Origin of the sequence: Geothrix alkalitolerans, from assembly GCF_022808885.1 — a bacterium.
Classification (GTDB): domain Bacteria; phylum Acidobacteriota; class Holophagae; order Holophagales; family Holophagaceae; genus Geothrix; species Geothrix alkalitolerans.
In genome coordinates, this window is record NZ_JAKZLE010000001.1 from 307,170 (window position 1) to 327,000 (window position 19,831).

Annotated in this window: 17 protein-coding genes; 5 read left to right on the plus strand and 12 right to left on the minus strand. The window is 70.1% G+C overall.

Annotated features, from left to right (window positions below):
* Positions 1-70 precede the first annotated feature (70 nt).
* From MLJ35_RS01340 to MLJ35_RS01370, 7 genes are all read right to left on the minus strand, one after another.
* Positions 71-991 carry a diguanylate cyclase gene (locus MLJ35_RS01340; protein ID WP_243382390.1) on the minus strand — a complete coding sequence of 307 codons (921 nt, stop codon included), beginning with the start codon at positions 989-991 and terminating at the stop codon, positions 71-73.
* On the minus strand, positions 991-2,001 hold the full coding sequence (locus tag MLJ35_RS01345) for a glycoside hydrolase family 3 N-terminal domain-containing protein (protein ID WP_243382392.1): 1,011 nt from the start codon (positions 1,999-2,001) through the stop codon (positions 991-993). The genes MLJ35_RS01340 and MLJ35_RS01345 overlap by 1 nt, the downstream gene beginning before the upstream one ends.
* A gap of 31 nt (positions 2,002-2,032) precedes the next feature.
* A complete protein-coding gene (locus MLJ35_RS01350) occupies positions 2,033-3,469 on the minus strand; it encodes an HD domain-containing phosphohydrolase (protein ID WP_243382394.1) in 1,437 nt (478 codons plus the stop codon).
* Positions 3,470-3,604: 135 nt separating this feature from the next.
* Entirely contained in the window at positions 3,605-3,796 is a 192-nt protein-coding gene (locus MLJ35_RS01355) for a hypothetical protein (RefSeq protein ID WP_243382395.1), read from the minus strand.
* 115 nt (positions 3,797-3,911) lie between these two features.
* On the minus strand, positions 3,912-6,485 hold the full coding sequence (gene clpB, locus MLJ35_RS01360) for an ATP-dependent chaperone ClpB (RefSeq protein ID WP_243382397.1): 2,574 nt from the start codon (positions 6,483-6,485) through the stop codon (positions 3,912-3,914).
* 311 nt (positions 6,486-6,796) lie between these two features.
* Complete coding sequence (locus tag MLJ35_RS01365; protein ID WP_243382399.1) at positions 6,797-9,811, minus strand: serine/threonine-protein kinase; 3,015 nt, start codon at positions 9,809-9,811, stop codon at positions 6,797-6,799.
* Positions 9,812-10,014: 203 nt separating this feature from the next.
* Positions 10,015-11,106, minus strand: a complete 1,092-nt coding sequence (locus tag MLJ35_RS01370; RefSeq protein WP_243382401.1) for an NAD(P)/FAD-dependent oxidoreductase — start codon at positions 11,104-11,106, stop codon at positions 10,015-10,017.
* Positions 11,107-11,170: 64 nt separating this feature from the next.
* Here MLJ35_RS01370 and MLJ35_RS01375 point away from each other — a divergent pair, with 64 nt between their 5' ends.
* Genes MLJ35_RS01375 through MLJ35_RS01395 form a run of 5 tightly spaced genes read left to right on the plus strand, consistent with a single transcriptional unit; the run spans position 11,171 to position 15,276 of the window.
* On the plus strand, positions 11,171-11,659 hold the full coding sequence (locus MLJ35_RS01375) for a GxxExxY protein (protein WP_243382402.1): 489 nt from the start codon (positions 11,171-11,173) through the stop codon (positions 11,657-11,659).
* A 33-nt stretch (positions 11,660-11,692) separates the two neighbouring features.
* The gene (gene mutS, locus MLJ35_RS01380; RefSeq protein ID WP_243382404.1) at positions 11,693-14,245 is read left to right on the plus strand and encodes a DNA mismatch repair protein MutS; all 2,553 of its coding nucleotides are present in this window, start codon (positions 11,693-11,695) and stop codon (positions 14,243-14,245) included.
* Positions 14,242-14,718 carry a pyridoxamine 5'-phosphate oxidase family protein gene (locus MLJ35_RS01385; protein ID WP_243382406.1) on the plus strand — a complete coding sequence of 159 codons (477 nt, stop codon included), beginning with the start codon at positions 14,242-14,244 and terminating at the stop codon, positions 14,716-14,718. The genes mutS and MLJ35_RS01385 overlap by 4 nt, the downstream gene beginning before the upstream one ends.
* 34 nt (positions 14,719-14,752) lie before the next feature.
* A complete protein-coding gene (locus MLJ35_RS01390; protein ID WP_243382408.1) occupies positions 14,753-15,070 on the plus strand; it encodes a hypothetical protein in 318 nt (105 codons plus the stop codon).
* A gap of 11 nt (positions 15,071-15,081) precedes the next feature.
* Positions 15,082-15,276 carry a YgaP family membrane protein gene (locus tag MLJ35_RS01395; RefSeq protein WP_243382409.1) on the plus strand — a complete coding sequence of 65 codons (195 nt, stop codon included), beginning with the start codon at positions 15,082-15,084 and terminating at the stop codon, positions 15,274-15,276.
* A gap of 13 nt (positions 15,277-15,289) precedes the next feature.
* On the opposite strand, the gene MLJ35_RS01400 is transcribed toward MLJ35_RS01395, so the two are convergent.
* From MLJ35_RS01400 to MLJ35_RS01420, 5 genes are all read right to left on the minus strand, one after another.
* Complete coding sequence (locus MLJ35_RS01400) at positions 15,290-16,093, minus strand: ABC transporter ATP-binding protein (RefSeq protein WP_243382411.1); 804 nt, start codon at positions 16,091-16,093, stop codon at positions 15,290-15,292.
* Entirely contained in the window at positions 16,090-16,908 is an 819-nt protein-coding gene (locus MLJ35_RS01405; RefSeq protein WP_243294510.1) for an ABC transporter permease, read from the minus strand. The genes MLJ35_RS01400 and MLJ35_RS01405 overlap by 4 nt, the downstream gene beginning before the upstream one ends.
* Positions 16,905-17,915 carry an ABC transporter substrate-binding protein gene (locus MLJ35_RS01410; RefSeq protein ID WP_420843016.1) on the minus strand — a complete coding sequence of 337 codons (1,011 nt, stop codon included), beginning with the start codon at positions 17,913-17,915 and terminating at the stop codon, positions 16,905-16,907. Before MLJ35_RS01410 ends, MLJ35_RS01405 begins: the two co-directional genes overlap by 4 nt.
* A 62-nt stretch (positions 17,916-17,977) precedes the next feature.
* Positions 17,978-18,574 carry a methyltransferase domain-containing protein gene (locus tag MLJ35_RS01415; RefSeq protein ID WP_243382415.1) on the minus strand — a complete coding sequence of 199 codons (597 nt, stop codon included), beginning with the start codon at positions 18,572-18,574 and terminating at the stop codon, positions 17,978-17,980.
* Positions 18,571-19,764 carry a winged helix-turn-helix domain-containing protein gene (locus MLJ35_RS01420; RefSeq protein ID WP_243382418.1) on the minus strand — a complete coding sequence of 398 codons (1,194 nt, stop codon included), beginning with the start codon at positions 19,762-19,764 and terminating at the stop codon, positions 18,571-18,573. Before MLJ35_RS01420 ends, MLJ35_RS01415 begins: the two co-directional genes overlap by 4 nt.
* Between the last annotated feature and the right edge of the window lie 67 nt (positions 19,765-19,831).

The window sequence follows — 19,831 nt, forward strand, 5'->3', positions numbered from 1 at the left end:
CCTGCGGGCCGCGTCCTTTTTGCATTGGCTGACAGCCGATAGCTGATAGCTGATAGCTGACAGCTGATCGCTACTCCGCCCGCTCCACCCGGTTTCTCCCGCCCTGCTTGGCGCGGTAGAGGGCCTCGTCGGCCAGCCTCAGCAGCTCCTCCGCCCCAGGCATCTCGGCCTGGCCGTCGCGGGAGGAGACGCCGAGGCTGACGGTCTTCTGGAGGGCGGTGCCGCCCAGGGTGTGAACCTGGTCGGCGATCTTCAGCCGCAGGCCCTCGGCCACCTGGAAGGCCGCGGTGCCGTCGGTGTAGGGAAGCACCAGCGTGAGTTCCTCCCCCCCGTAGCGCGCGGCCAGGTCCGTGGCCCGGATGGACGCATTCAGCAGGGTCCCGATGTTGCGCAGCACCAGGTCGCCCATGGCGTGGCCGTAGGTGTCGTTCACGTTCTTGAAGTGGTCGATGTCGATCATCACGACGGAGATCGGCACCCTGGTGCGCCGGGCTCGCCGCACTTCCTCCTCCAGCCGGGAGTACAGGAGGCGCCGGTTCGCCAGGCCCGTGAGGGCGTCGGTGACGGACAGCCCTTCGAGGCGGGCATTCATCTCCCGGAGCTCGTCCTGGAGGCGCTTGAGCTTGGTGTGGATGCGGACCCTGGCCAGGAGCTCTTTCTCGTGGAAGGGTTTGGTGACGTAGTCGGAGGCTCCCCGGGCCAGGATCTCGGCCTTGCGGTCCAGGTCGTCCTCGGCGGTGAGCATGATCACGGGGATCTGCTCCAGTTCCTTGCGGCTGGCCTTGAGGCCGAGGAACTTCAGGCCGTCGAAGCCCGGCATCACCAGGTCGCAGAGCACCAGGTCCGGGGGCGTCTCCATGATGGTCTTGAAGGCCGTGAGGCCGTCCGTGGCTTCCAGGAAGTGCGTGAAGCCTCCATCGCGCATGAGCACCGCCTTGATCTCGTTCCGGATCATGGCGTTGTCGTCGACGATGAGGACGCGGGCGCTCATCAGATCCTATCGGCCGCGCTCCGGAGCCGCTTGAGCCAGCCGTCCCAGGCCGCGGCCCCGAAGGGCGGGGCGGGGGGCAGGTGGCGCCGCATGGCCCGGGCGGCTTGGACAGGGGCGGCCCACAGGGACTCGGGCAGGCGGTCCGCGGCCTCGGCGCAGGCGATCCAGCCTTCGGGGCTCTGGCAGACCAGCAGCCACTGGTGGCCGGCCTCCAGCGACAGGCGAACCCGGTCGTCCCAGCTCCAGTCCGCGCAGCCGCCCATCTCCAGGTCGTCCGGGAGGAACCGCCCCTGGATGCCCCAGGGGTTGGCGGCCACGGAGCCGCGGTGCAGGCTGGCGGGCAGGGGGGCCGAGGCGGGGGTGCGGAGGTGGGCGACCATCACCAGCCGGTCCGCGTGGGCGAGGGGGAGGAAGGCCGCGGCGTTGCGATGCACCTGGGCGGGCTCCTCCAGGCCGGGCAGGCCCTTGTGGCTGTCCAGGGTCGTGCCACCCAGGCCGGGGAAGTGCTTCAGGCAGCCCCGGACACCGGTGGATTCCAGGCCGTGGAGGAAGGCCCCGGCGGCGGCGGCGACCTCGGAAGGCTCCCCGCTGGCGGCCCGGTCGCCGATGCCCGCGTCCGGGTGGCCGTCCCAGAGGTCCACCACGGGCGCGAAGTCCACGTTGAAGCCCAGCAGGCGGAGGCCCTCGCCCCAGAGGCGGCCCCAGGCCTCGCAGGCCGCGGCGCCGCCGCTGGTCCAGATGAGCCGCAGGGGCGGGGTGGCTCCCACCCAGGGGCGCAGGCGGCTCACGGGCCCGCCCTCCTGATCCAGGGCCACGGCCAGCGGCAGGTCCCGTCCGTAGCGGGCCTGGAGGCCATCGATGAGGGCCCGGCAGCGGGCGGGGCCCGCCCCGGGGTCCGGGTCCAGGTTCCGCCCGAAGAGGATGATTCCTCCAGGGGCGAACGGGAGGTCCACCTCTGCGGTGTCGAGACCTCGGAAGCCGGTCCAGAGAAGCTGCTGCGGGCTGGTCATCCCCTCACCTTACCTTGAGGGCCGGCGCCGGTCATGAGACGTTCGTTCTCCCGTGCACCATGGTGCGCTGGTAGATCCGGGCCTCGATGAAGATGCGCAGGGCCTCGGCATCCAGCAGGTTCACCCTTGCCTCCTGGTCCAGGATCTCCAGGCTGCGCTCCAGGCTTACGGCGGCCTTGTAGGGGCGGTCGGCCGCGGTGAGGGCGTCGTATACGTCGGTCACGGCCATGAGCCGGCTCTGCACCGGGATATCCGGTGCCGTCAGGCGCCTTGGGTACCCGCGCCCGTTCAGGCGCTCGTGGTGGGCGTAGGCGATGTCGGGCACACCGGCCAGCTCGTTTGTCCATGGGATCTGGGTGAGGAAGCGGTAGGTGTGGGTGACATGGCTCTCGATCTCCTCCCGCTCCTCGGTGGAGAGGCTTCCCTTGGGAATCCGCAGCAGGTCCAGGTCGTCGGGTTCGAAGAGGACCCGGCGATCCCCGCTCCAGTGCTGATAGGTGAGGTCCTCCAGCCGGTCCAGCTCCTGGGCCACCTCCTGAGGCAGCACCGTGGGCTCGTTGCTCCGCCGCACCAGGTCCATGATGCGCCGGGTCTCCTCCTCCTGACGGCGCAGCAGGTCCTCGAGCTGGATTTCGTCGAAGGTTTGCCCCTGGCCCCAGGCCTCGAGGACCCGATCCCGCAATGACTCGACGGAACGCTGGTGGAGGCGCTGGTAGAGGCTCTCCAGGCGCTCGTGGGGCAGCTTCTTGGCCTTCACCAGCACCTGCTCGCGGACGCCGACCTTCCCGAAGTCGTGAAGCAGGCTGGCGTAGCGGATCTCGCGGATCTGGACCGGCGTGAAGTGGACCTGGCCGTAGGGGCCGTTGGGCGTACCGTTCACGGCCTCCGCCAGGCCCACGGTGAGTTCGGCCACGCGGCTGGAGTGGCCGGAGGTGCTGGGATCGCGGGCCTCGATGGCGGTCACGGAGGCATTCACGAAGCCTTCGAAGAGCCGCTCGATGTCGTTCTTCAGGCCCAGGATCTCCTGGGTGCGGGCCTCCACCATGCGCTCGAGGTTCTGCTGGTACTCCTCGTTCTCCCGCAGCAGCCGGTAGTGCTCCAGGGCGCGCCCCAGGCTGGCTTCGATCTCCACCAGCTTGAAGGGCTTCTGGATGAAGTCGTAGGCCCCGCGCTTGAGGGCCTGGATGGCCGATTCCGTGGTCGCGTAGCCCGTCATCAGGATGCCGAGGCTGCTCGGATCCTCGTCGTGGATGGCCCGCAGCAGCTCCAGGCCCGACAGTCCGCCCGGCATGTTGAGGTCGGTGAAGATGACCGGGAAATGCTTCTGGCGGACCTGCTCCAGGGCCCGGGCGCCATCCTCGGCGCCGGTCGCGTCATAGCCATGATCCACCAGGGCCTCCACCAGGAGGTTCCGGAGATCGGCCTCGTCGTCCACGATCAAGATGGGGATGGGAGGGTTGAGAGGCACGCGGGCTCCGTGTACCTGGGCCTCATCGGGTGGGGCCAAGCCTGGGGCAAGTTTCGCACGGATGCGGCGTTTTCTGCCTGCATCTCCCCTGAACCCAAGCGCAGCGCCGGGTGAGCGGCCGCCGGGCGAGGGCGCCTACTGAACGGCCTCGCCTTCGACGAGGAGCTGGTCGTCGCGGACTGAGAGCAGGGCCCGGCCGCCGGGTTGGAGCTGGCCCTGGAGGATGAGGCGGGACAGCGGGTTGACGACGGACTGCTGGATGAGCCGCTTCAGCGGACGGGCACCATGGTGGGGATCAAAGCCGCGGGACCCGCTCCGCGAGGCCAAGCGCAGCGCAGGCCGAGTGGGAGGACGCGCCAGTGGCGCGTCCGTTCGCGGGGGAGCAGGCCCGGCCCGTGAACCCAAGCGGAGCGCCGGGTGAGCGGCTGCCGGGCGAGGGCGCCTACTGGACGGCCTCGCCCTCCACGAGGAGCTGGCCGTCCCGAACCGAGAGCAAGGCCCGTCCGCCGGGCTGGAGCTGGCCCTGGAGGATGAGGCGGGACAGCGGGTTGACGACGGACTGCTGAATGAGCCGCTTCAGCGGACGGGCACCATAGTGGGGATCAAAGCCCTCGGAAGCCAGCCAGTCCAGCGCCTCCTCCGGCACCTCCAGGTCCAGCCGCTGCTCCTTCAGCAGGGCCTCCACGCGCTTCAGCTGAATGCGGGCCACGGCCTTCATGTCGGCCTGGCTGAGGGACCGGAATATGACGACTTCGTCCAGGCGGTTGAGGAACTCGGGCCGGAAGTGGCCGTGCAAGGCCGCCATGACCGCGGCTTCGGCCTTGGTGGCGTCGCCGCCGGCATCGTAGATGGCCTGGCTGCCGAGGTTGGTGGTCATGAGCACCACGGTGTTGCGGAAGTTGACGGTGCGGCCCTGGCCGTCCGTGAGGCGGCCGTCCTCCAGCACCTGGAGGAAGAGGTCGAAGGTGCGGGGGTGGGCCTTCTCCATCTCGTCGAGGAGGATGACGGCGTAGGGCCGGCGGCGGATGGCCTCGGTGAGGCGGCCGCCCTCCTCGTAGCCCACATAGCCTGGCGCGGCGCCGATGAGGCGGGTGGCGTCGGCCTCGTGGGTGAACTCGCTCATGTCGATGCGGACCAGGGCGTTCTCGTCGTCGAAGAGGAATTCGGCCAGGGCCCGGGCGACCTCCGTCTTGCCCACGCCCGTGGGGCCCAGGAAGAGGAAGCTGCCGATGGGTCGCTTGGGGTCGCCCAGCCCGGCGCGGTTGCGGCGCAGGGCGTCAGAGATGGCCGTGAGGGCCGGATCCTGGCCCACGACGCGCTCCTGGAGGCGGGCCTCCATCTTCAAGAGCTTCTCCACTTCGCCCTCGAGGATGCGGCTCACGGGGATGCCGGTCCAGCGGCTGACGATGGCGGCCACATCGGGCTCGCCCACCTCCAGGCGCAGCATGGCGCTCTCCTTGGGCGAGGCGGCGGCGATCTGCTTCTCCAGGGCCGGGATCTCGCCGTACTCGAGCCGCGAGGCCCGCTCGTACTCGCCCTTCGTCTTGGCCTGGTCCAGCTCGATGCGCAGGTCGTCCAGCTTCTTCTGGAGGCCTCGGGTGCCCTCGATGACCTTCTTCTCGTTCTCCCACTGGGCCCGGAGCTTGCTCAGCTCCTCGTTCAGCTCGGCCAGCTCCTTGTCCAGCTCGGCCAGGCGCGCGCGGCTGGCCGCATCCTTCTCCTTCGTCAGAGAATGCCGCTCGAGCTGCAGCTGCATCTCGCGGCGCTCGCGGACATCGATCTCCGTGGGGCGGCTGTCGATCTGCATGCGCACGGCACTGGCGGCCTCGTCCATGAGGTCCACGGCCTTGTCCGGCAGGAAGCGGTCGGAGATGTAGCGCTGGCTGAGGTGGGCGGCGGCCACCAGGGCCGCGTCCTGGATGCGCACGCCGTGGTGCAGCTCGTAGCGCTCCTTCAGGCCGCGCAGGATGGAGATGGCGTCCTCCACCGAGGGCTCGTCCACCAGGACGGGCTGGAAGCGGCGCTCCAGGGCGGCGTCCTTCTCGATGTGCTTGCGGTACTCGTCCAGGGTGGTGGCGCCGATGCAGCGCAGCTCGCCCCGGGCCAGGGCGGGCTTCAGCAGGTTGGCGGCGTCCATGCCGCCCGATACCGCCCCCGCGCCCACCAGCAGGTGCAGCTCGTCGATGAAGAGGACGATCTGGCCCTCGGCCTTCTCCACTTCCTCGATGACGCCCTTGAGGCGCTCCTCGAACTGGCCCCGGTACTGGGTGCCGGCCACCAGCGAGCCCATGTCCAGGCCCATGACCCGCAGGCCCTTCAGGCTCTCGGGCACGTCTCGCTTGTGGATGCGCTGGGCCAGGCCCTCCACGATGGCGGTCTTGCCCACGCCGGGCTCGCCGATGAGCACGGGGTTGTTCTTGGTGCGCCGGGAGAGCACCTGCAGGACGCGGCGGATCTCCTCGTCGCGGCCGATGACGGGGTCCAGCTTCCCGGCCTCGGCCAGGGCCGTGTAGTCCTTGGCGTACTTCTCCAGGCTGGCGAACTTCTCCTCGGCCTTCTCGTCCTCCACCTTGGATCCCTTGCGGGTCTCGCGGATGGCGGCCTCCAGCGTCTTCCGGTCCAGGCCGAAGCGCTCCAGCACCTTCTTGGCGTCCGTGTGGGCGTTGCTGAGGGCCAGCAGCAGGGCGTCCGTGGCCAGGAAGCGGTCGCCGAGCCCGCGGCCCGTGTCGCTGGCGACTTCGAGGAAATGGCGGAAGGCTGGGCCCACCTGGGGTTCGGCGCCGCCCACAGCCCGAGGCAGCTTCGCGACGAGCTCTTCGGCGGCGGCGGTCAGCCCCTGGGTGGACTCGGGCGCCAGCCCGGCCCGCTCGAGCAGCGGGCGCAGCCCGGCCTCGGGGGCCAGCAGGGCCAGGAGCAGGTGCTGGGGCACCAACTCCGGGTGCTGGTCCGCCACGGCCCGCTCTCGGGCGGCCACCAGGGCGTCGTTGGCTTTCTGGGTGAAGGGAAGGAGGGACATGGACCACCTCGGGTTCCATGGTGATACAAATATGATCTGATTGCACTAAAATTTTCTTCCAAGAATGATATGAACCTCTGAACCCCCAGGGCACGACCTGAGCTGCCCGGGTGGACCCCACCCGCCTGTCCAGGCCCTGGCCGAACCCTCCCCCACGAACCTGCCGGTCGTCTCCGAACACCTCCCCGGGCCCCTCAGGGCGATCTCCGGTTGGCTCGCCCAGTATCGGTACTTCCGGGGGGTGCGCCGACGCCTGGAGGATGGCCTGGACTGGTTCGCGGCGGAGGTGGCCCCTGAACGGAACCGCCGGATCAGGCCAGACCCCGCCTCGCCGCCTCGCGCTTCAGTGTCGGATTCAGCTGGAGGGCCTTGGCCGCCTGGGTCCTGGCCTCGTCCGGGCGCCCCTCCCGCTTCAGCCGCTCCGCGTCCAGCAGCTGGGCCCAGCCGTCCCAGGGACGCATCCGGGCGGCGGCGCGGAGGGCGGCGGCCGCAGCGGGATCCAGGGGCAGCCGCAGCTCCCGGGCGGCGTCGAGGGCCAGGGCCCCCCAGGCGATCTGGAGAACCGGGTTGCCGGGGGTGGCCATCACGGCGCGTTTCTGGAGGGCCAGGGCCTCCCGGGCCAGCGCGGAGGCGCGGCCAGCGAGGGCCGAAAGCAGCCGCTCGCGGGCGCTGGCCGCCAGGGCGTCCGGCTGGCCAGGCCCCCGGGCCAGGACGGCCTCGATCTCCCGGCGGGCTTCGGCCAGGTCTGCGGTGGCGTTCCGGCCCTGGGCCAGGTCTGTGGCCGCCCGGTCCAGGAGGGCGGTCGCCAGGCCCAGGCGCGAGAGGCGCGACGAAGGCTGGAGGGCCAGGCCCTTCCGGTGGCAGCGCAGGGCCTCCTCGAGGGCGGCGCGGGGATCGGCGCCGGCCCAGGCCTGATACTGGGCCAGGGTCTGGTAGGCCGCGCCCTCACTGTAGTCGTGGCCGACCCAGGGGCGCATGGCGGAGGCGGCTTCCAGGCGGTCGGCGGCGGCCCGGATCTCCGCCGTCGGATCCTTTCCGGTCTGGAGCTGGCGCTCGCCCCGCAGGGCGTGGATGTTGCCAAGCGCGTCCAGAAGGAAGTCGTGCAGGCGCGGCTGTTCGAGCGCCTTCTGAAGGCCGGCCTCGGCCTTGGACAGGAACGGCTCCGGATCGCGTCCCTGGGCCATCTCGCGTTCGGCGCGGTTGCGCAGGACCGTGGCCCAGTTCACCCACAGGGCGGCCTCGGCTGGCCGGAGCGCGAGCGCCATCTCGGCGTCCGCCGCGGCCGCATCGAGTTCGGAGCTGGGGTCCTCGCCGCGGTTCAGCAGGTAGGCGGCCCAGCGGCGGTGGATGGCGGTCCCGTAGCTGTGGGCCCGCCAGTTGTCGCGGTCCACCGTCAGGGCTTCGCGGACGGGAGTGAGCGCCCAGTCGCGATCCACCGGGGTGGCCTGGCCCTGGTCCACCTTCAGGCCCAGCAGGACGAAGCGGCGCTGGGCTTCCTCCACCAGGGGCTCGGGGGCGCTGCGGGCCCGGTCCTGGGCCGCCGAGAGCGCGACGCCCTCTTCCCCGATCTGGGCCAGGGCGTCCTCCCGCCGGCCCTTGGCGAGAAGGCCGAAGGCCAGCTCCTGGCGAACTTCGGCCTCCAGCAGCCAGGGCTCCGGGAACCAGGGCTGGCGGGCCTGGGCCTCCTTCGCCTTCTGCAAGGCCTCGTCGTGGCGGCCCTCCACGAGGGCGAGCAGGCCCTCGGCGTAGGCGGATCCCTCCAGGCTGCGCCCCCGAGCCTCATGCAGAAGGGTCAGAGCTGGACCACGCAGGGTGGACTCCAGGTCCCGGCGTCGTTCCTCCAGGGCCTGGCCATGGAGGCCTTCGAGCTCCGCCACGTAGAGGCGCGCCAGGGTGGTGCCGAGGGCCTGGGCCGCGTTCGGATCCCAAGGCACGGCCTTCCGGGCCGCCTCGAGCTGGATGCGGGCCTGCTCCAGGTCCCCCAGGGCGAGGTGGCCGCGGCCGATGGCGAGGCGGGCAGGTCCCTGGGCCCAGCGGCCCTGCGCCTCGGTTGCCGCCTGAAGCCGCGCCAGGGCGGCCCGGACCTCCAGAAGCTCCGGACCCGTGGGGTGGCGGGGCAGGCTGCGCACCTGGAAGATGCGGCTGTTGAGACGCTCCACCTCCTGAGTCAGCTGCTGGGCGAAGCGCGCCTGAGAGCGGGCCCTCAGGGCGAAGAAGAGGCCATAGACCGCCGCCAGGAGGAAACAGGTCAGGAGGATCGCCGCCGGCCGGTTCCGCCGGAAGAGCCGATCCGCGCGGTAGAGGAGGGAAGGGCGCCGGGCCTGGATCGGATCGCCGTCGAGGAAGCGGCGGAGGTCCTCGCCGAAGGCGCGGGCCGAGTCGTAGCGGCGCTCGGGTTCCTTTTCCAGGGCCTTGAGGATGATGGTCTGGAGGTCCCGCGGAAGCCCGGGAACGTGACGGGCGGGCGGAACGGGCTCGTCTTCGGCGATGCTCCTCAGCAGGGCCAGCGGGGTCGCGCCCCGGAAGGGGGGCACTCCCGCGACGCACTCGTAGAGGAGGGTGCCGAGGGCGTAGACGTCCGAGCGGCGGTCCACCTTGTCGGCCCGGCCCAGCGCCTGCTCCGGGCTCAGGTACGTCGGAGTGCCCATGATGGCGTGGGTGCGAGTGTGCGAGATGGCGTCCAGATCCCGCGCCACGCCGAAGTCCATGAGGTAGGCGTGCAGACCCTTGTCGGTCTTTTGCAGCATCACGTTGCCGGGTTTGACGTCGCGGTGGACGATGCCGGCGCGGTGGCAGGCGTGCAGGGCCTCGGCGGTCTGGAGGATGACCTCCACCTTGGCCCGCAGGCCGAGGCCCTCGTTGGCTTCCCGGAGGGTCGGACCATCCACGAACTGCATGACGAGGTAGGGGTGGCCCTTCGCCTCGCCGACCTCGAAGATGTGGCAGATGTTCGGATGTTCCAGCTGGGCCTGGACCCGCGCCTCCTGGAGGAACCGCTCGGTGTCCTCCCGGTCCAGCCGCTTGAGGAGCTTGATGGCCACGGTGCGCTGCAGCTGGCGGTCGAAGGCCCGGTAGACCACCCCCATGCCGCCCTCGGCGACCACCTCCAGGGCCTCATAGCGCCCCTCCCGGGGCAGCGGAAAACGGGCCAGGAGTTCCTCGTGGCTCAGGCCGGGGCCGCGGTCGCCAGAGTTCCCGGAGGACCCGTCGGCCCGCTCGAGCCGGGTCGCATCCTGGGCCGGTTCCGGGGCGGTGGCGGTCCAGTCGTCCCCGTTTCCGCCGGGGACGGAAGAGGGCGAGGGCGGATCCGGGAAGAGGTCGGTCATGGGCAGGTCCCAGGATTATCGACCCTCGGGCCCATGGTGTCTCAGAAAACCCGGCATCCGCGCCGGTGGCGCTGATCAAAGCCGCGCTGATGCTGGCTCCGGAGTGGAAGCCGGTCTGACCCCCGGCCGACCCCCGGCCGACCGGGCGGAGGCAGCGCCCTGGGCCCGGATGCTTCCCACCAGCCTCGACGTGAGGCGATGACCTAGCCCGCCGCTTCCACGGCCAGGGCCAGGCTGGCGGTGAGGCCCGGAGATTCGATGCCGAACAGGTTCACCAGGCCGGGAATCCCGTGGATGTCCTCCCGCTGGATGACGAAGTCGGGAGCGGGTTCGCCGGGGCCGTGGAGCTTGGGCCGCATGCCCGCGTAGGCAGGCTGGAGGGCGCCATCCGAGAGGCCCGGCCAGTACTTGCGGACCTCGGCATAGAAGCCGTCCGCCCGGCGGATGTCGACGTCGTAGTTCTCGCGTTCCACCCACTCCATGTCGGGCCCGAAGCGGGCCTGCCCGGCCAGGTCCAGCGTGAGGTGCACGCCCAGGTGGCTGCCATCGGGCACGGGATAGACCAGCCGCGAGAAGGGTGCGGCGCCGGAGAGGGAGAAGTAGCTGCCCTTCGAGAGGTGCAGGGGCGGCACACTGCCCGGGCGGATGCCCGCGAAGCCGCTCGCCACGGCTTGGGCGCCCAGGCCGGCGCAATTGAAGACGCGCGCCGCGATGAGGCTCATGGGCTCGGCTCCGCCCACCTCCACCCGCAGGCCTTCCGGCGTGTCCAGGCCGCCGAGGACGGGGCTCTTCAGCACGACGGTCGCGCCCGCGGCCTCTGCGTCCACCCGCAGGGCCCGCATGAGGCCGTGACTGTCCACGATGCCCGTGCTGGGTGAGAGCAGGGCCGCGGCGCAGCGGAGACGCGGCTCCAGGCTGCGGGCCTCATCGGCCTCCAGCCATTGGAGGTCCCGGACCCCATTGGCCTCGGCCTTGGTGCGGAGTCCCCGCAGGGCGTCCACCTGGCCAGGCTCCGTGGCGACGATGAGCTTGCCGCAGCGGCGGTGCTCGACGCCGCGGGCGGCGCAGTAGGCGTAGAGGGCCCGGTTCCCGGCCACGCAGAGGCGGGCCTTGAGGGAATCCGTCGGGTAGTAGATCCCCGCGTGGATGACCTCGCTGTTGCGCGAGCTGATGCCGGTGCCGACGCGGTCCTCAGACTCCAGCAGCACCACCTCGCGGCCCCGGAGGGCCAGCTCGCGCGCCAGGGCCAGCCCCACGACCCCCGCGCCGATGACGATGCAGTCCACCCGTTCCATGGCCCCATCATCGCGGCAACCCAGCGGCTGTGGGAAGATCGGGGTTTCGTCACAGCACGAGCGTATGGAATTCCAGGTGAAAGGAATCGGGGAAGAAGCTGAGGGGAGCGGAGTGGTGGAGGAGAGCGGAGGATTGGAGCAGGAGCGTTTGACGGAGGCGATCCTAGGCTGTGCTATCAAAGTTCAGCGAACTTTGGGTCCAGGCTTGCTCGAAAGCGCTTATGAGGCTTGCTTGGCCTACGAACTCGAGAAGGCTGGGCTCAAGGTCGAACGCCAGGTTCCCCTCGGCATTCACTACGAAAACCTGGAGATTCCCGTGGCCTACCGGATGGACCTGCTGGTCGAGGGCGAGATCGTGCTGGAATTGAAGACCGTGGAGCACCTCACGGATTTCCACGAGGCTCAGTTGCTGACTTATCTGCGTTGCGCCTTCAAACGGCTTGGATTCCTCCTCAACTTCTGGCGCTGGCCCATGAAGGACGGCGGCATCAAGCGCATCCTGAACCCCAGGGTTCCTCCGCTTTCCTCCGCCCCTCCGCTTCCCTCCGCTTAATTCATTCCTTTTTATCTACAGGTCAGGAAGCCCATGTCCACGCCGATGATGCAGCAGATCGCCGCCCTCAAGCGCGAGGCGGGGGACGCCGTGCTGCTCACGCGGATGGGGGACTTCTACGAGATCCTCGGCGAGGACGCGGTGCGGGCGGCGCCGGTGCTGGAGATCGCGTTGACGCTGCGCGGCAAGGGCACCGAATCGGAAACCCCCATGTGCGGCGTGCCCCACTTCGCCCTCGATTCGTACCTCCCGAAGCTTCTGGCGGCGGGCTTCTCCGCGGCCATCGCCGAGCCCACGGCCAAGGCCGAGGAGGTGAAGGGCCTGCTGCCCCGCGCCATCAAGCGCATCATCACGCCCGGCACCTGGCTGGATGACGACGCCCGCTGGCTCTGCGCCCTTCATCGCTCGGGCAGTGCGTGGGGCCTGGCTCTGCTGCAGCTGGCCTCCGGTGCCCTGCGGGTGCTGCCCGGCGACGGCGAGGAGGCCCTGCGCGCCACGCTGGAGCGCCTGGGGCCCCAGGAGCTGATCCTGGCCGAGGGGGCCGAGGACCTTCCCGACCTGGAGGCCGCCCGCACGCGCCTGCCCGCCTGGCGCTTCGAGGCCTCCCGCGCGAAGCAGCAGGTGCTGGCTTTTTTTGGCTGGCAGCACCTGGAGGGCGTGGGGCTCGATCCCTACCCGGCGGCCCTCGGCGCCCTGGCGGCCTTGCTCGATCATGTGGAGGCCACGCAGAAGGGCCGTCCCGCCCACCTCCAGGGCGTGTCGCTGGAGCTGGGGGCGGCGGGTCCCCTGCTGGACGCCACCAGTGCCCGGCACCTGGAAGTCTTGGCCAGCGGCCTGGACGGCGGCCGTGCGGGCTCCTTGCTGGCCCTGCTGGACCAGTGCCGCACGCGGATGGGATCGCGCCAGCTGAGGGCCTGGCTGGAGCAGCCCCTGCGCGACCGCGGCGCCCTGGAGCGCCGCTGGTCCCAGGTGGCCTGGCTCACGGAGGACCGCCGCCGCACGCCCATCCAGGGGCAGTTGGACCAGGTGCCGGACCTGGACCGCCTCCTGGGCCGCGTGGCCCTGGGGCTCGCCACGGCCCTGGAGCTGGCCCAGCTGCGCGAGGGCCTGGCGGTGCTCCAGAAGCTGCCCGCCCGCATCCATGACGAAGGCTGGGCGGACGAAGTGGCGGAGCTGGGCCTCTGGCCGGCGGAGACTCCGCTCTGCAGGCCTTTGCTTTCGGAACTTCAGCGCGTCCTCGCGGAAGCCCCAGCTCTCGATCTGGAGAAGGGGGGCGCCATCCGCGAGGGCGTGGACGCCGAGCTGGACGCCGTGCGCCGCCTGGCCCGGGACGCCAAGCAGGTGATGCTGGAGCTGGAGGAGGAGGAGCGCGCCGCCTCGGGCATCCAGAGCCTGAAGATCAAGTACAACCGGGTGTTCGGCTACTACTTCGAGATCACCAAGGCCAACCTGGGCGCCGTGCCCGGTCACTTCCTGCGCAAGCAGACCCTGGCCAACGCCGAGCGCTTCACCACCGAGAAGCTGGTGGCCTTCGAGCAGCGGCTGCTGAGTGCCGAAAGCGACCAGGTGCGCCTGGAGGCCCTGCAATTCCAGCGCCTGCTGGCCCTCGTGCTGGAGCACCGGGCCGACCTCACGAAGCTGGCCCGGGCCGTGGCGTCCCTCGATGTCCTGGCGGCCCTGGCGGAGCGGGCGCGGCTGTCGGGCTGGACGCGGCCCGAACTGGGCGAGGACCGGGAGCTGGTGCTGGCCTCCGCCCGCCATCCCATGCTCGAGGCACGCCTCGGACGCGAGTGCATCCCCAACGACCTGCAGTTCACGGCGGGGCAGCCCATGGCCGTGGTGACGGGCCCCAACATGGGCGGCAAGTCCACCTTCCTGCGCATGGCCGCGCTGCTCGTGGTGCTGGCCCAGGCGGGCTCCTTCGTGCCCGCCGAGCTCATGCGCTTCGGACTGGTGGACCGCATCTTCACGCGCATCGGCGCCTCGGACCAGCTGGCCAAGGGGCAGTCCACCTTCATGGTGGAGATGACCGAAACCGCGCGGATCCTCAACCAGGCCACCTCCGCGAGCCTGGTGATCCTCGACGAGATCGGCCGGGGCACCTCCACCCGCGACGGACTGGCGCTGGCCGAGGCCATCGCCGTGTTCCTCCGCGACCTGAAGGGCGGGCCGAACGCCAGTTCCCCCGGAGGGGCCCCCCGCACGCTCTTCGCCACGCACTATTTCGAGATGACCAAGCTGGCGGACGACGCCCGCATCCAGAACCTCCACGTGGAGGTGCAGGAGTGGGAGGAGCAGCTGCACTTCCTCCACCGCGTGGCACCGGGGCCGGCGGACCGCAGCTATGGCATCCAGGTGGCGCGGCTGGCGGGCCTCCCCAAGGCCGTCATCCAGAAGGCCCAGCGGCTCATGGCCCAGGCGCCGGAGATGCCCCTGAAGGCGCCCACGGTCCTGCAGCCGGCCCTGCCGCTGTTTGAAGCCGAGGCTGATCCCCTCCGCGCCGAGCTGGAGGCCCTGGACCTCAGCCGCATGACGCCCCTGGAGGCGCTGAACTGGCTGGCGATGAAGCAGAAGGAGCGCTCATGAGCGCCCCGAACCACCCCATCCGCCGCCGCGACCGGGCCCTGGACGAGGCGGAGGCCCTGCGCCTGCTCCAGGAGGCGGAGTGGGGCGTGCTGGCCACGGTGGATGCGGAGGGCTGGCCCTACGCGGTGCCCGTGAACCACGCCGTGGTGGATGGCGCGCTGATCCTCCACTGCGCCACGAAGGGCCACAAGCTGGACAACCTGACCGGCAACCCCAAGGTGTCGTACTGCGCCGTGACCCTGGCGGAGCCCATCCCTGCGGAGCTGGCCACCCGCTACGCCAGCGTCATCGTCTTCGGCCGCGCGGAGCTGGTCGCGGACGAGGCCGAGAAGCGGGCGGCCCTGCGGGCCTTGGGGCTGCGCTTCGCCCCGGAGCATCCGGAGGTGGTGGAGCAGGAGGTGGGGAAAGACCTCTTCCGCACGGCGGTGGTGCGCATCCGCATCGAACGGGCCACGGGGAAGGCGCGGTTCTGATTTCCGGACCTCCGGGCTCGGCTAGACTGCGGGCATGTCCCCCAAGCCTCCCCTCAGCAGAACGCGCATCCGCCTAGCCTGGGCCATCGCCCTGGCGGTGGACGCCATCCAGGTGCCCGCGGACCTCACGGGCCCCGCGGGCTGGTTCCTGGGGGCCGGCCTGGACCTGGTCACCATGATCGTGATGTGGCTCCTGGTGGGCTTCCACTGGGCCTTCCTGCCCTCTTTCGTCACCGAAGCCGTGCCCTGGCTGAACCTGGCGCCCCTCTGGACCCTGGCCGTGGCCCTGGCCACCCGGGGGCGGGGGACGGACGCGCTTCCCATTCCACCAACCCTTCCCCCTCAACCCTGAAGGAGGTTCCCATGAAGATGAACATCGGTGGCACCGACAAGGTCGTGCGCATCCTGGCTGGGCTCGTGCTGCTGAGCCTGCTGTTCCTGCTAAAGGGCAACGCCCGCTGGTTCGGCCTTCTCGGACTGGTGCCCCTGGCCACGGCCTTCCTGGGCTTCTGCCCGCTCTACACCCTGGTGGGCGTGGACACCAACCCGAAAAAATAGGCCAGCCGCCGCCTCAGTCCACCGCCGCGCCGCGGAACTCGTCCTGTTCGTGCCGGTTCTGCTCTTCCATGAGGAGCAGGCTCAGCTCCTTCTTCAGGGTGTTGAAGGCGGGGCTGGCCACGTCCCGGGGGCGCGGCAGGTCCACGCGCAAGTCGCGCTTGATGGTGCCGGGGCGGTAGGTCATCACCACGGTGCGGTCCGCCAGGTAGAGGGCCTCCTCGATGCTGTGGGTGACGAAGAGGATGGTCTTCTTCAGCTCGGTCCAGAGGCGCAGCAGCTCGTCCTGCAGGTTGCGCCGCGTGAGGGCGTCCAGGGCGCCGAAGGGCTCGTCCATGAGCATGATGGGGGAGTCCAGGGCCAGCACCCGGGCGATGGCTACGCGCTGGCGCATGCCGCCGCTCAGGTCCTTGGGATAGCGCTTCCGGAAATCCTGGAGGTGCAGCAGCTCCAGCAGGCTGTCCACCTTGGCCTGGATGGCGGCCTTCGGCTGTCCTTTGATCTGGAGGCCGAAGGCGATGTTCTGCTCCACGGTCATCCAGGGGAACAAGGCGTACTCCTGGAACACCATGCCGCGGTCGGGGCCGGGGGTCTCGATGCGCTGGCCCTCGACCAGGATGTGCCCGGAGCTGGGCAGGCTGAAGCCCGCGACCGCGTTGAGGAGCGTGGATTTCCCGCAGCCCGAGGGGCCCAGCAGGCAGACGAACTCGCCGCGGGCGACCTCGAGATCGATGGCCTTGAGGGCGTACACGTCCTGTCCCCCGCTCTGGAAGACCTTGTGCACGCCCTGGACGGAAATGTGGCTGTCCATGGCGCTCATCCCTGCTCCAGGCCGCGGTGCCAGCGCAGCATGCGCGAGCTGAGGCGGCTCATGACCGTGTCGATGCCCAGGCCCAGCAGGCCGATGGTGAACATGCCGGCGATGATCTTGTCGGACCAGAGGTATTCGCGGGCCTCCAGGATGCGGTAGCCCAGGCCGTTGTTCACGGCGATCATCTCGGAGACGATCACCACGATGAACGCGGTGCCCATGCCGATGCGCGCGCCCGTGAAGATGTAGGGCGTGGCGGCCGGCAGGATGATGCGCGTGAACTGCGTGAACCCCGAGGCCCCCAGGTTGCGGCCCACGCGAAGGTAGATGCTGTCGACGTTCTGCACGCCGGTGACGGTGTTCATCAGGACGGGGAAGAAGGCCCCGATGCTGATGAGGAAGATGGCCGGCGGGTTGCCCAGGCCGAACCAGAGGATGGACAGCGGGATGTAGGCGATGGGCGGGATCGGCCGCAGCACCTGGATGAGGGGGTTGAAGAGGGCGTAGACCACCTTGCTGTACCCCATGCCCAGGCCCAGGGGCAGGGCCAGGCCCGTGCCGATGAGGAAGCCCACGAGCACGCGGTAGAGGCTCCCCATGGCGTCCTGCGGCAGCTCGCCGGAGAAGCACCACTTGAGGTACGAGCCTTGGGCCGGATCGAAGGCCTCCAGGGGCCGCAGGTAGGCCCACCACTTGGTGAGCACCTGCATGGGCGACGGCAGGATGGTGGCGTTCACCCAGCCCTTGGCGGACAGCAGCTGCCAGAGGGCCAGGGCCGCCAACGGGACGAGGATGCCGGAGGCGGCGTGCCTGTAGCGCTTCATCCCTTCTTCACCTTCTTGGCGGGGGCCGCCTTCTTGGGAGCCGCCGCCGGCTGGTCGATCTTCAGCTGCTTCTTGGCCTCGGCCAGGAGGTCCAGCTTCACCCAATCGGACGCCTTGGGCGGTGTGGCCATCTTGCCCACACCGTACTTGGCCATCAGGTCCGTGGTGACCTGCACATGCTCCGTGGTGATGTCATAGCTGAAGGGGGAGTTGCCGATGGCGTCCTGGTAGTCCTCGGAGCTGATCTGGTTCTTGAACATGTTCTCGCGGACGTACTTCTCGGCCAGCTTGGGGTCGTCGATGAACTTCTTGGTGGCCTCCACGAAGCAGAGCAGGAAGCGCTGGGCTACGTCGCAGCGTTCCTTGTAGAGCTTCTCGGTGATGACCAGGGCGCGGATGGGCTCGCCGAGGGGTGTGTCATAGGGCTTCAGGAGCTCCACGCCGAACTTCCGGTTGATGGCCTGGGAGCTGTAGGGCTCGCTCTGGCACATGGCGTCGATGTTCTTGGCCATGAGGGCCTGGTTCAGGTCCGCGAAGGGCATGTAGAGCACCAGCACATCCTTGCCGGGCTTGTCCGACCACGTCAGGCCGGCCTTCGCCAGCTCCGCCAGCAGCAGCAGCTCCTGGGCGCCGCCCCGGGCCACGCCCACCTTCCTGCCCTTGAGGTCCTTCAGCGACTTGATGCCCGTGGCGGCGTTCACCACGATGCGGGCGCCGCCCTTGGCGAAGCCGGCCACCACGTAGATGGGCACGCCCTGGGCCCGGCCCGCGATGGCGGCGTCCAGAGCCGCGGCGCTGGCGTCGATCTCGCCGGCCACGATGGCGGGGTTGATGTCGATGCCCTTGGCGAACATCCGCTCGTCGATCTTCAGGTTGTACTTCGGCGCGATCTCCTTCATGTAGGACACGGCGCCGTAGTGGGCGAACTTCAGGTTGCCCAGACGCACCACGTCCTGGGCCAGCAGGCTCAGCGTAGAAAGCGAGAGAAGGAAAGCCAAGGGCTTCATTCGCATGGGGCGCTCCGGGGGTTTGGACCATTCTAGGCCAAGGATTCCCGGAGGGGCACCGGTCAATCCTGCCGGCGCCTCGCCACCATCAGCAGCTCGCGCCCCGCCCGGCGGGGATGACTGGCGGCCGCTCGCGCGAGGTGGAGGATCTCGAAGCGGGGGAGGGCCAGCTCCCGGCAAGTCTCCAGCGGGATGGCATGCGGCGGGCCGGGACGTCCCTGGACGTCGTCGAAGACCACGGCCATCCACAGGCCTCCCGGCCTCAGGTGGCGCGCGCAGGCTTCCACGTAGTCCCGGCGCCGCTCCGGGTCCATGGCCACGAAGCAGGTGTGGTCGAAGATGGCGTCCCAGGGACCGAGCGCGGGGGAGAACCAGTCCGCCGACGACCAGGTGATCCGGTCGCCGTAGCGCGCCCGGGCGCCCTGGACGGCCAGGGGCGCGAAGTCCAGGCCCGTGACCGCGAAGCCCTCGGCTTCGAGCCCGGCGGCGTCGTGACCGTAGCCGCAGCCGGGCACGACGACGGAGGCGCCCGGCGCCAGACCCGCGGCCGCGGCGCAGGCCAGGGCCTCCGCCAGCACCGGGGTAGGTCGCGCCATGTCCCAGCCGGGCCGGGCCTCGTCGTCGTAGAAGGCGTTCCAGTAGTCGGGGTGGGCGGTCATGGGAGGAGGATCTCCTCGGCGCCCACGAAGGTGGCCAGGCGTTCCAGGGCCTCGTCCAGCCCGCGCTTCCGGGCTTTGGTGGCCTTGATGCCGGGTTCCCACCAGAGGCCCCGGACCTCCAGCAGGCCGCGGTCGCGGTGCAGCTTGGGATCGAGGCGGCCCACGAAGCGCTCGCCCTCGAGGATGGGCAGCACGAAGTAGCCGTACTTGCGCTTGGGTTCGGGCACGAAGGCCTCGAAGCGGTAGTCGAACCCGAAGCGGCGCAGCGCCCGGGCCCGGTCCCGCAGCACCGGGTCGAAGGGGCAGAGCAGCCGCGTGCGCTCCGGGGGATCGGGCAGCTTCGCCAGGCGCTTCTCCCAGTCCGCCAGGGCGAAGGCAGGCCGTGCTTCGCCGTCGGCGCCTTCCACGGCCACGGGGACAATGCGCCCGGCCTTGGCCGCGCGGTCGCACCAGGCCTTGGCCTCCGCAGCCTCGATGGAGGCCCAGAACTCCGCCAGTTCCTTCGGCGTGAAGACCACGAGCCGCTCGGCGGCGCTGGCGCAGGCCCACTCCACGTGCGCCTCGGGATTCGGGCAGGGCAGGGCGTGATGGTCCGGCAGCACCCGTTCGGTCAGGTCGTACAGCTTCTGGAAGCCTTCGCGGCGCGGGATCATCAGCTCGCCGCTGCGCCAGAGGAAGTCCAGGGCGGCCTTCTGCGGCTTCCAGCCCCACCATGGGCCACGTTTCTCCGGGTGCTCGAAATCCGAGGATTTCAGCGGCCCCTCGCGCTCGATGCGCGCCTTCACGTCTCCCACCACCCGGGCCCCGTCCGTGCCCCGGAAGTGGTGCTGCCACCAGGCGTGGGCGTGGATGCGCTCCCGGTCCCGCGCGAAGCGCGGCCTCCAGTGCCCGAACCAGGCCGTGGGGATGGCGGAGGCGTCGTGGGTGAAGGCTTCGAAGAGGCTACGGCGGTCCTCCAGCAGCTTCCGCAGGTGCTCCGGACGGTAGCCGTCCAGGCGGCTGGAGAGGGTGAGGTCGTGGGCCCGGGCCACCACGTTGATGGTGTCCACCTGCACGAAGCCCAGCTTCTCGATGAGGGCCTGGAGCGATGGCACCGTCGCCCGGCGCGTCGGATCATCCAGCAGTCCCTGGGCGCCCAGGAAGAGGCGCCGCGCGGCGGAAGCGGAAACAAAGGGAAGAAGGTTTGCCACGGATGAACTCAGATGAACACGGATGAATCAGTATCCGCGTTCATCCGTGTTCATCCGTGGCAAAAAA

What these genes read in the sequence shown, in the direction of transcription:
- MLJ35_RS01370 (WP_243382401.1), bottom strand. Translation starts at nt 11,106, where the DNA reads ATGGAACGGGTGGACTGCATCGTCATCGGCGCGGGGGTCGTGGGGCTG.
- MLJ35_RS01395 (WP_243382409.1), top strand. Translation starts at nt 15,082, where the DNA reads ATGAAGATGAACATCGGTGGCACCGACAAGGTCGTGCGCATCCTGGCT.
- mutS (WP_243382404.1), top strand. Translation starts at nt 11,693, where the DNA reads ATGTCCACGCCGATGATGCAGCAGATCGCCGCCCTCAAGCGCGAGGCG.
- MLJ35_RS01400 (WP_243382411.1), bottom strand. Translation starts at nt 16,093, where the DNA reads ATGAGCGCCATGGACAGCCACATTTCCGTCCAGGGCGTGCACAAGGTC.
- clpB (WP_243382397.1), bottom strand. Translation starts at nt 6,485, where the DNA reads ATGTCCCTCCTTCCCTTCACCCAGAAAGCCAACGACGCCCTGGTGGCC.
- MLJ35_RS01375 (WP_243382402.1), top strand. Translation starts at nt 11,171, where the DNA reads ATGGAATTCCAGGTGAAAGGAATCGGGGAAGAAGCTGAGGGGAGCGGA.
- MLJ35_RS01390 (WP_243382408.1), top strand. Translation starts at nt 14,753, where the DNA reads ATGTCCCCCAAGCCTCCCCTCAGCAGAACGCGCATCCGCCTAGCCTGG.
- MLJ35_RS01340 (WP_243382390.1), bottom strand. Translation starts at nt 991, where the DNA reads ATGAGCGCCCGCGTCCTCATCGTCGACGACAACGCCATGATCCGGAAC.
- MLJ35_RS01410 (WP_420843016.1), bottom strand. Translation starts at nt 17,915, where the DNA reads ATGAAGCCCTTGGCTTTCCTTCTCTCGCTTTCTACGCTGAGCCTGCTG.
- MLJ35_RS01365 (WP_243382399.1), bottom strand. Translation starts at nt 9,811, where the DNA reads ATGACCGACCTCTTCCCGGATCCGCCCTCGCCCTCTTCCGTCCCCGGC.
- MLJ35_RS01345 (WP_243382392.1), bottom strand. Translation starts at nt 2,001, where the DNA reads ATGACCAGCCCGCAGCAGCTTCTCTGGACCGGCTTCCGAGGTCTCGAC.
- MLJ35_RS01415 (WP_243382415.1), bottom strand. Translation starts at nt 18,574, where the DNA reads ATGACCGCCCACCCCGACTACTGGAACGCCTTCTACGACGACGAGGCC.
- MLJ35_RS01405 (WP_243294510.1), bottom strand. Translation starts at nt 16,908, where the DNA reads ATGAAGCGCTACAGGCACGCCGCCTCCGGCATCCTCGTCCCGTTGGCG.
- MLJ35_RS01385 (WP_243382406.1), top strand. Translation starts at nt 14,242, where the DNA reads ATGAGCGCCCCGAACCACCCCATCCGCCGCCGCGACCGGGCCCTGGAC.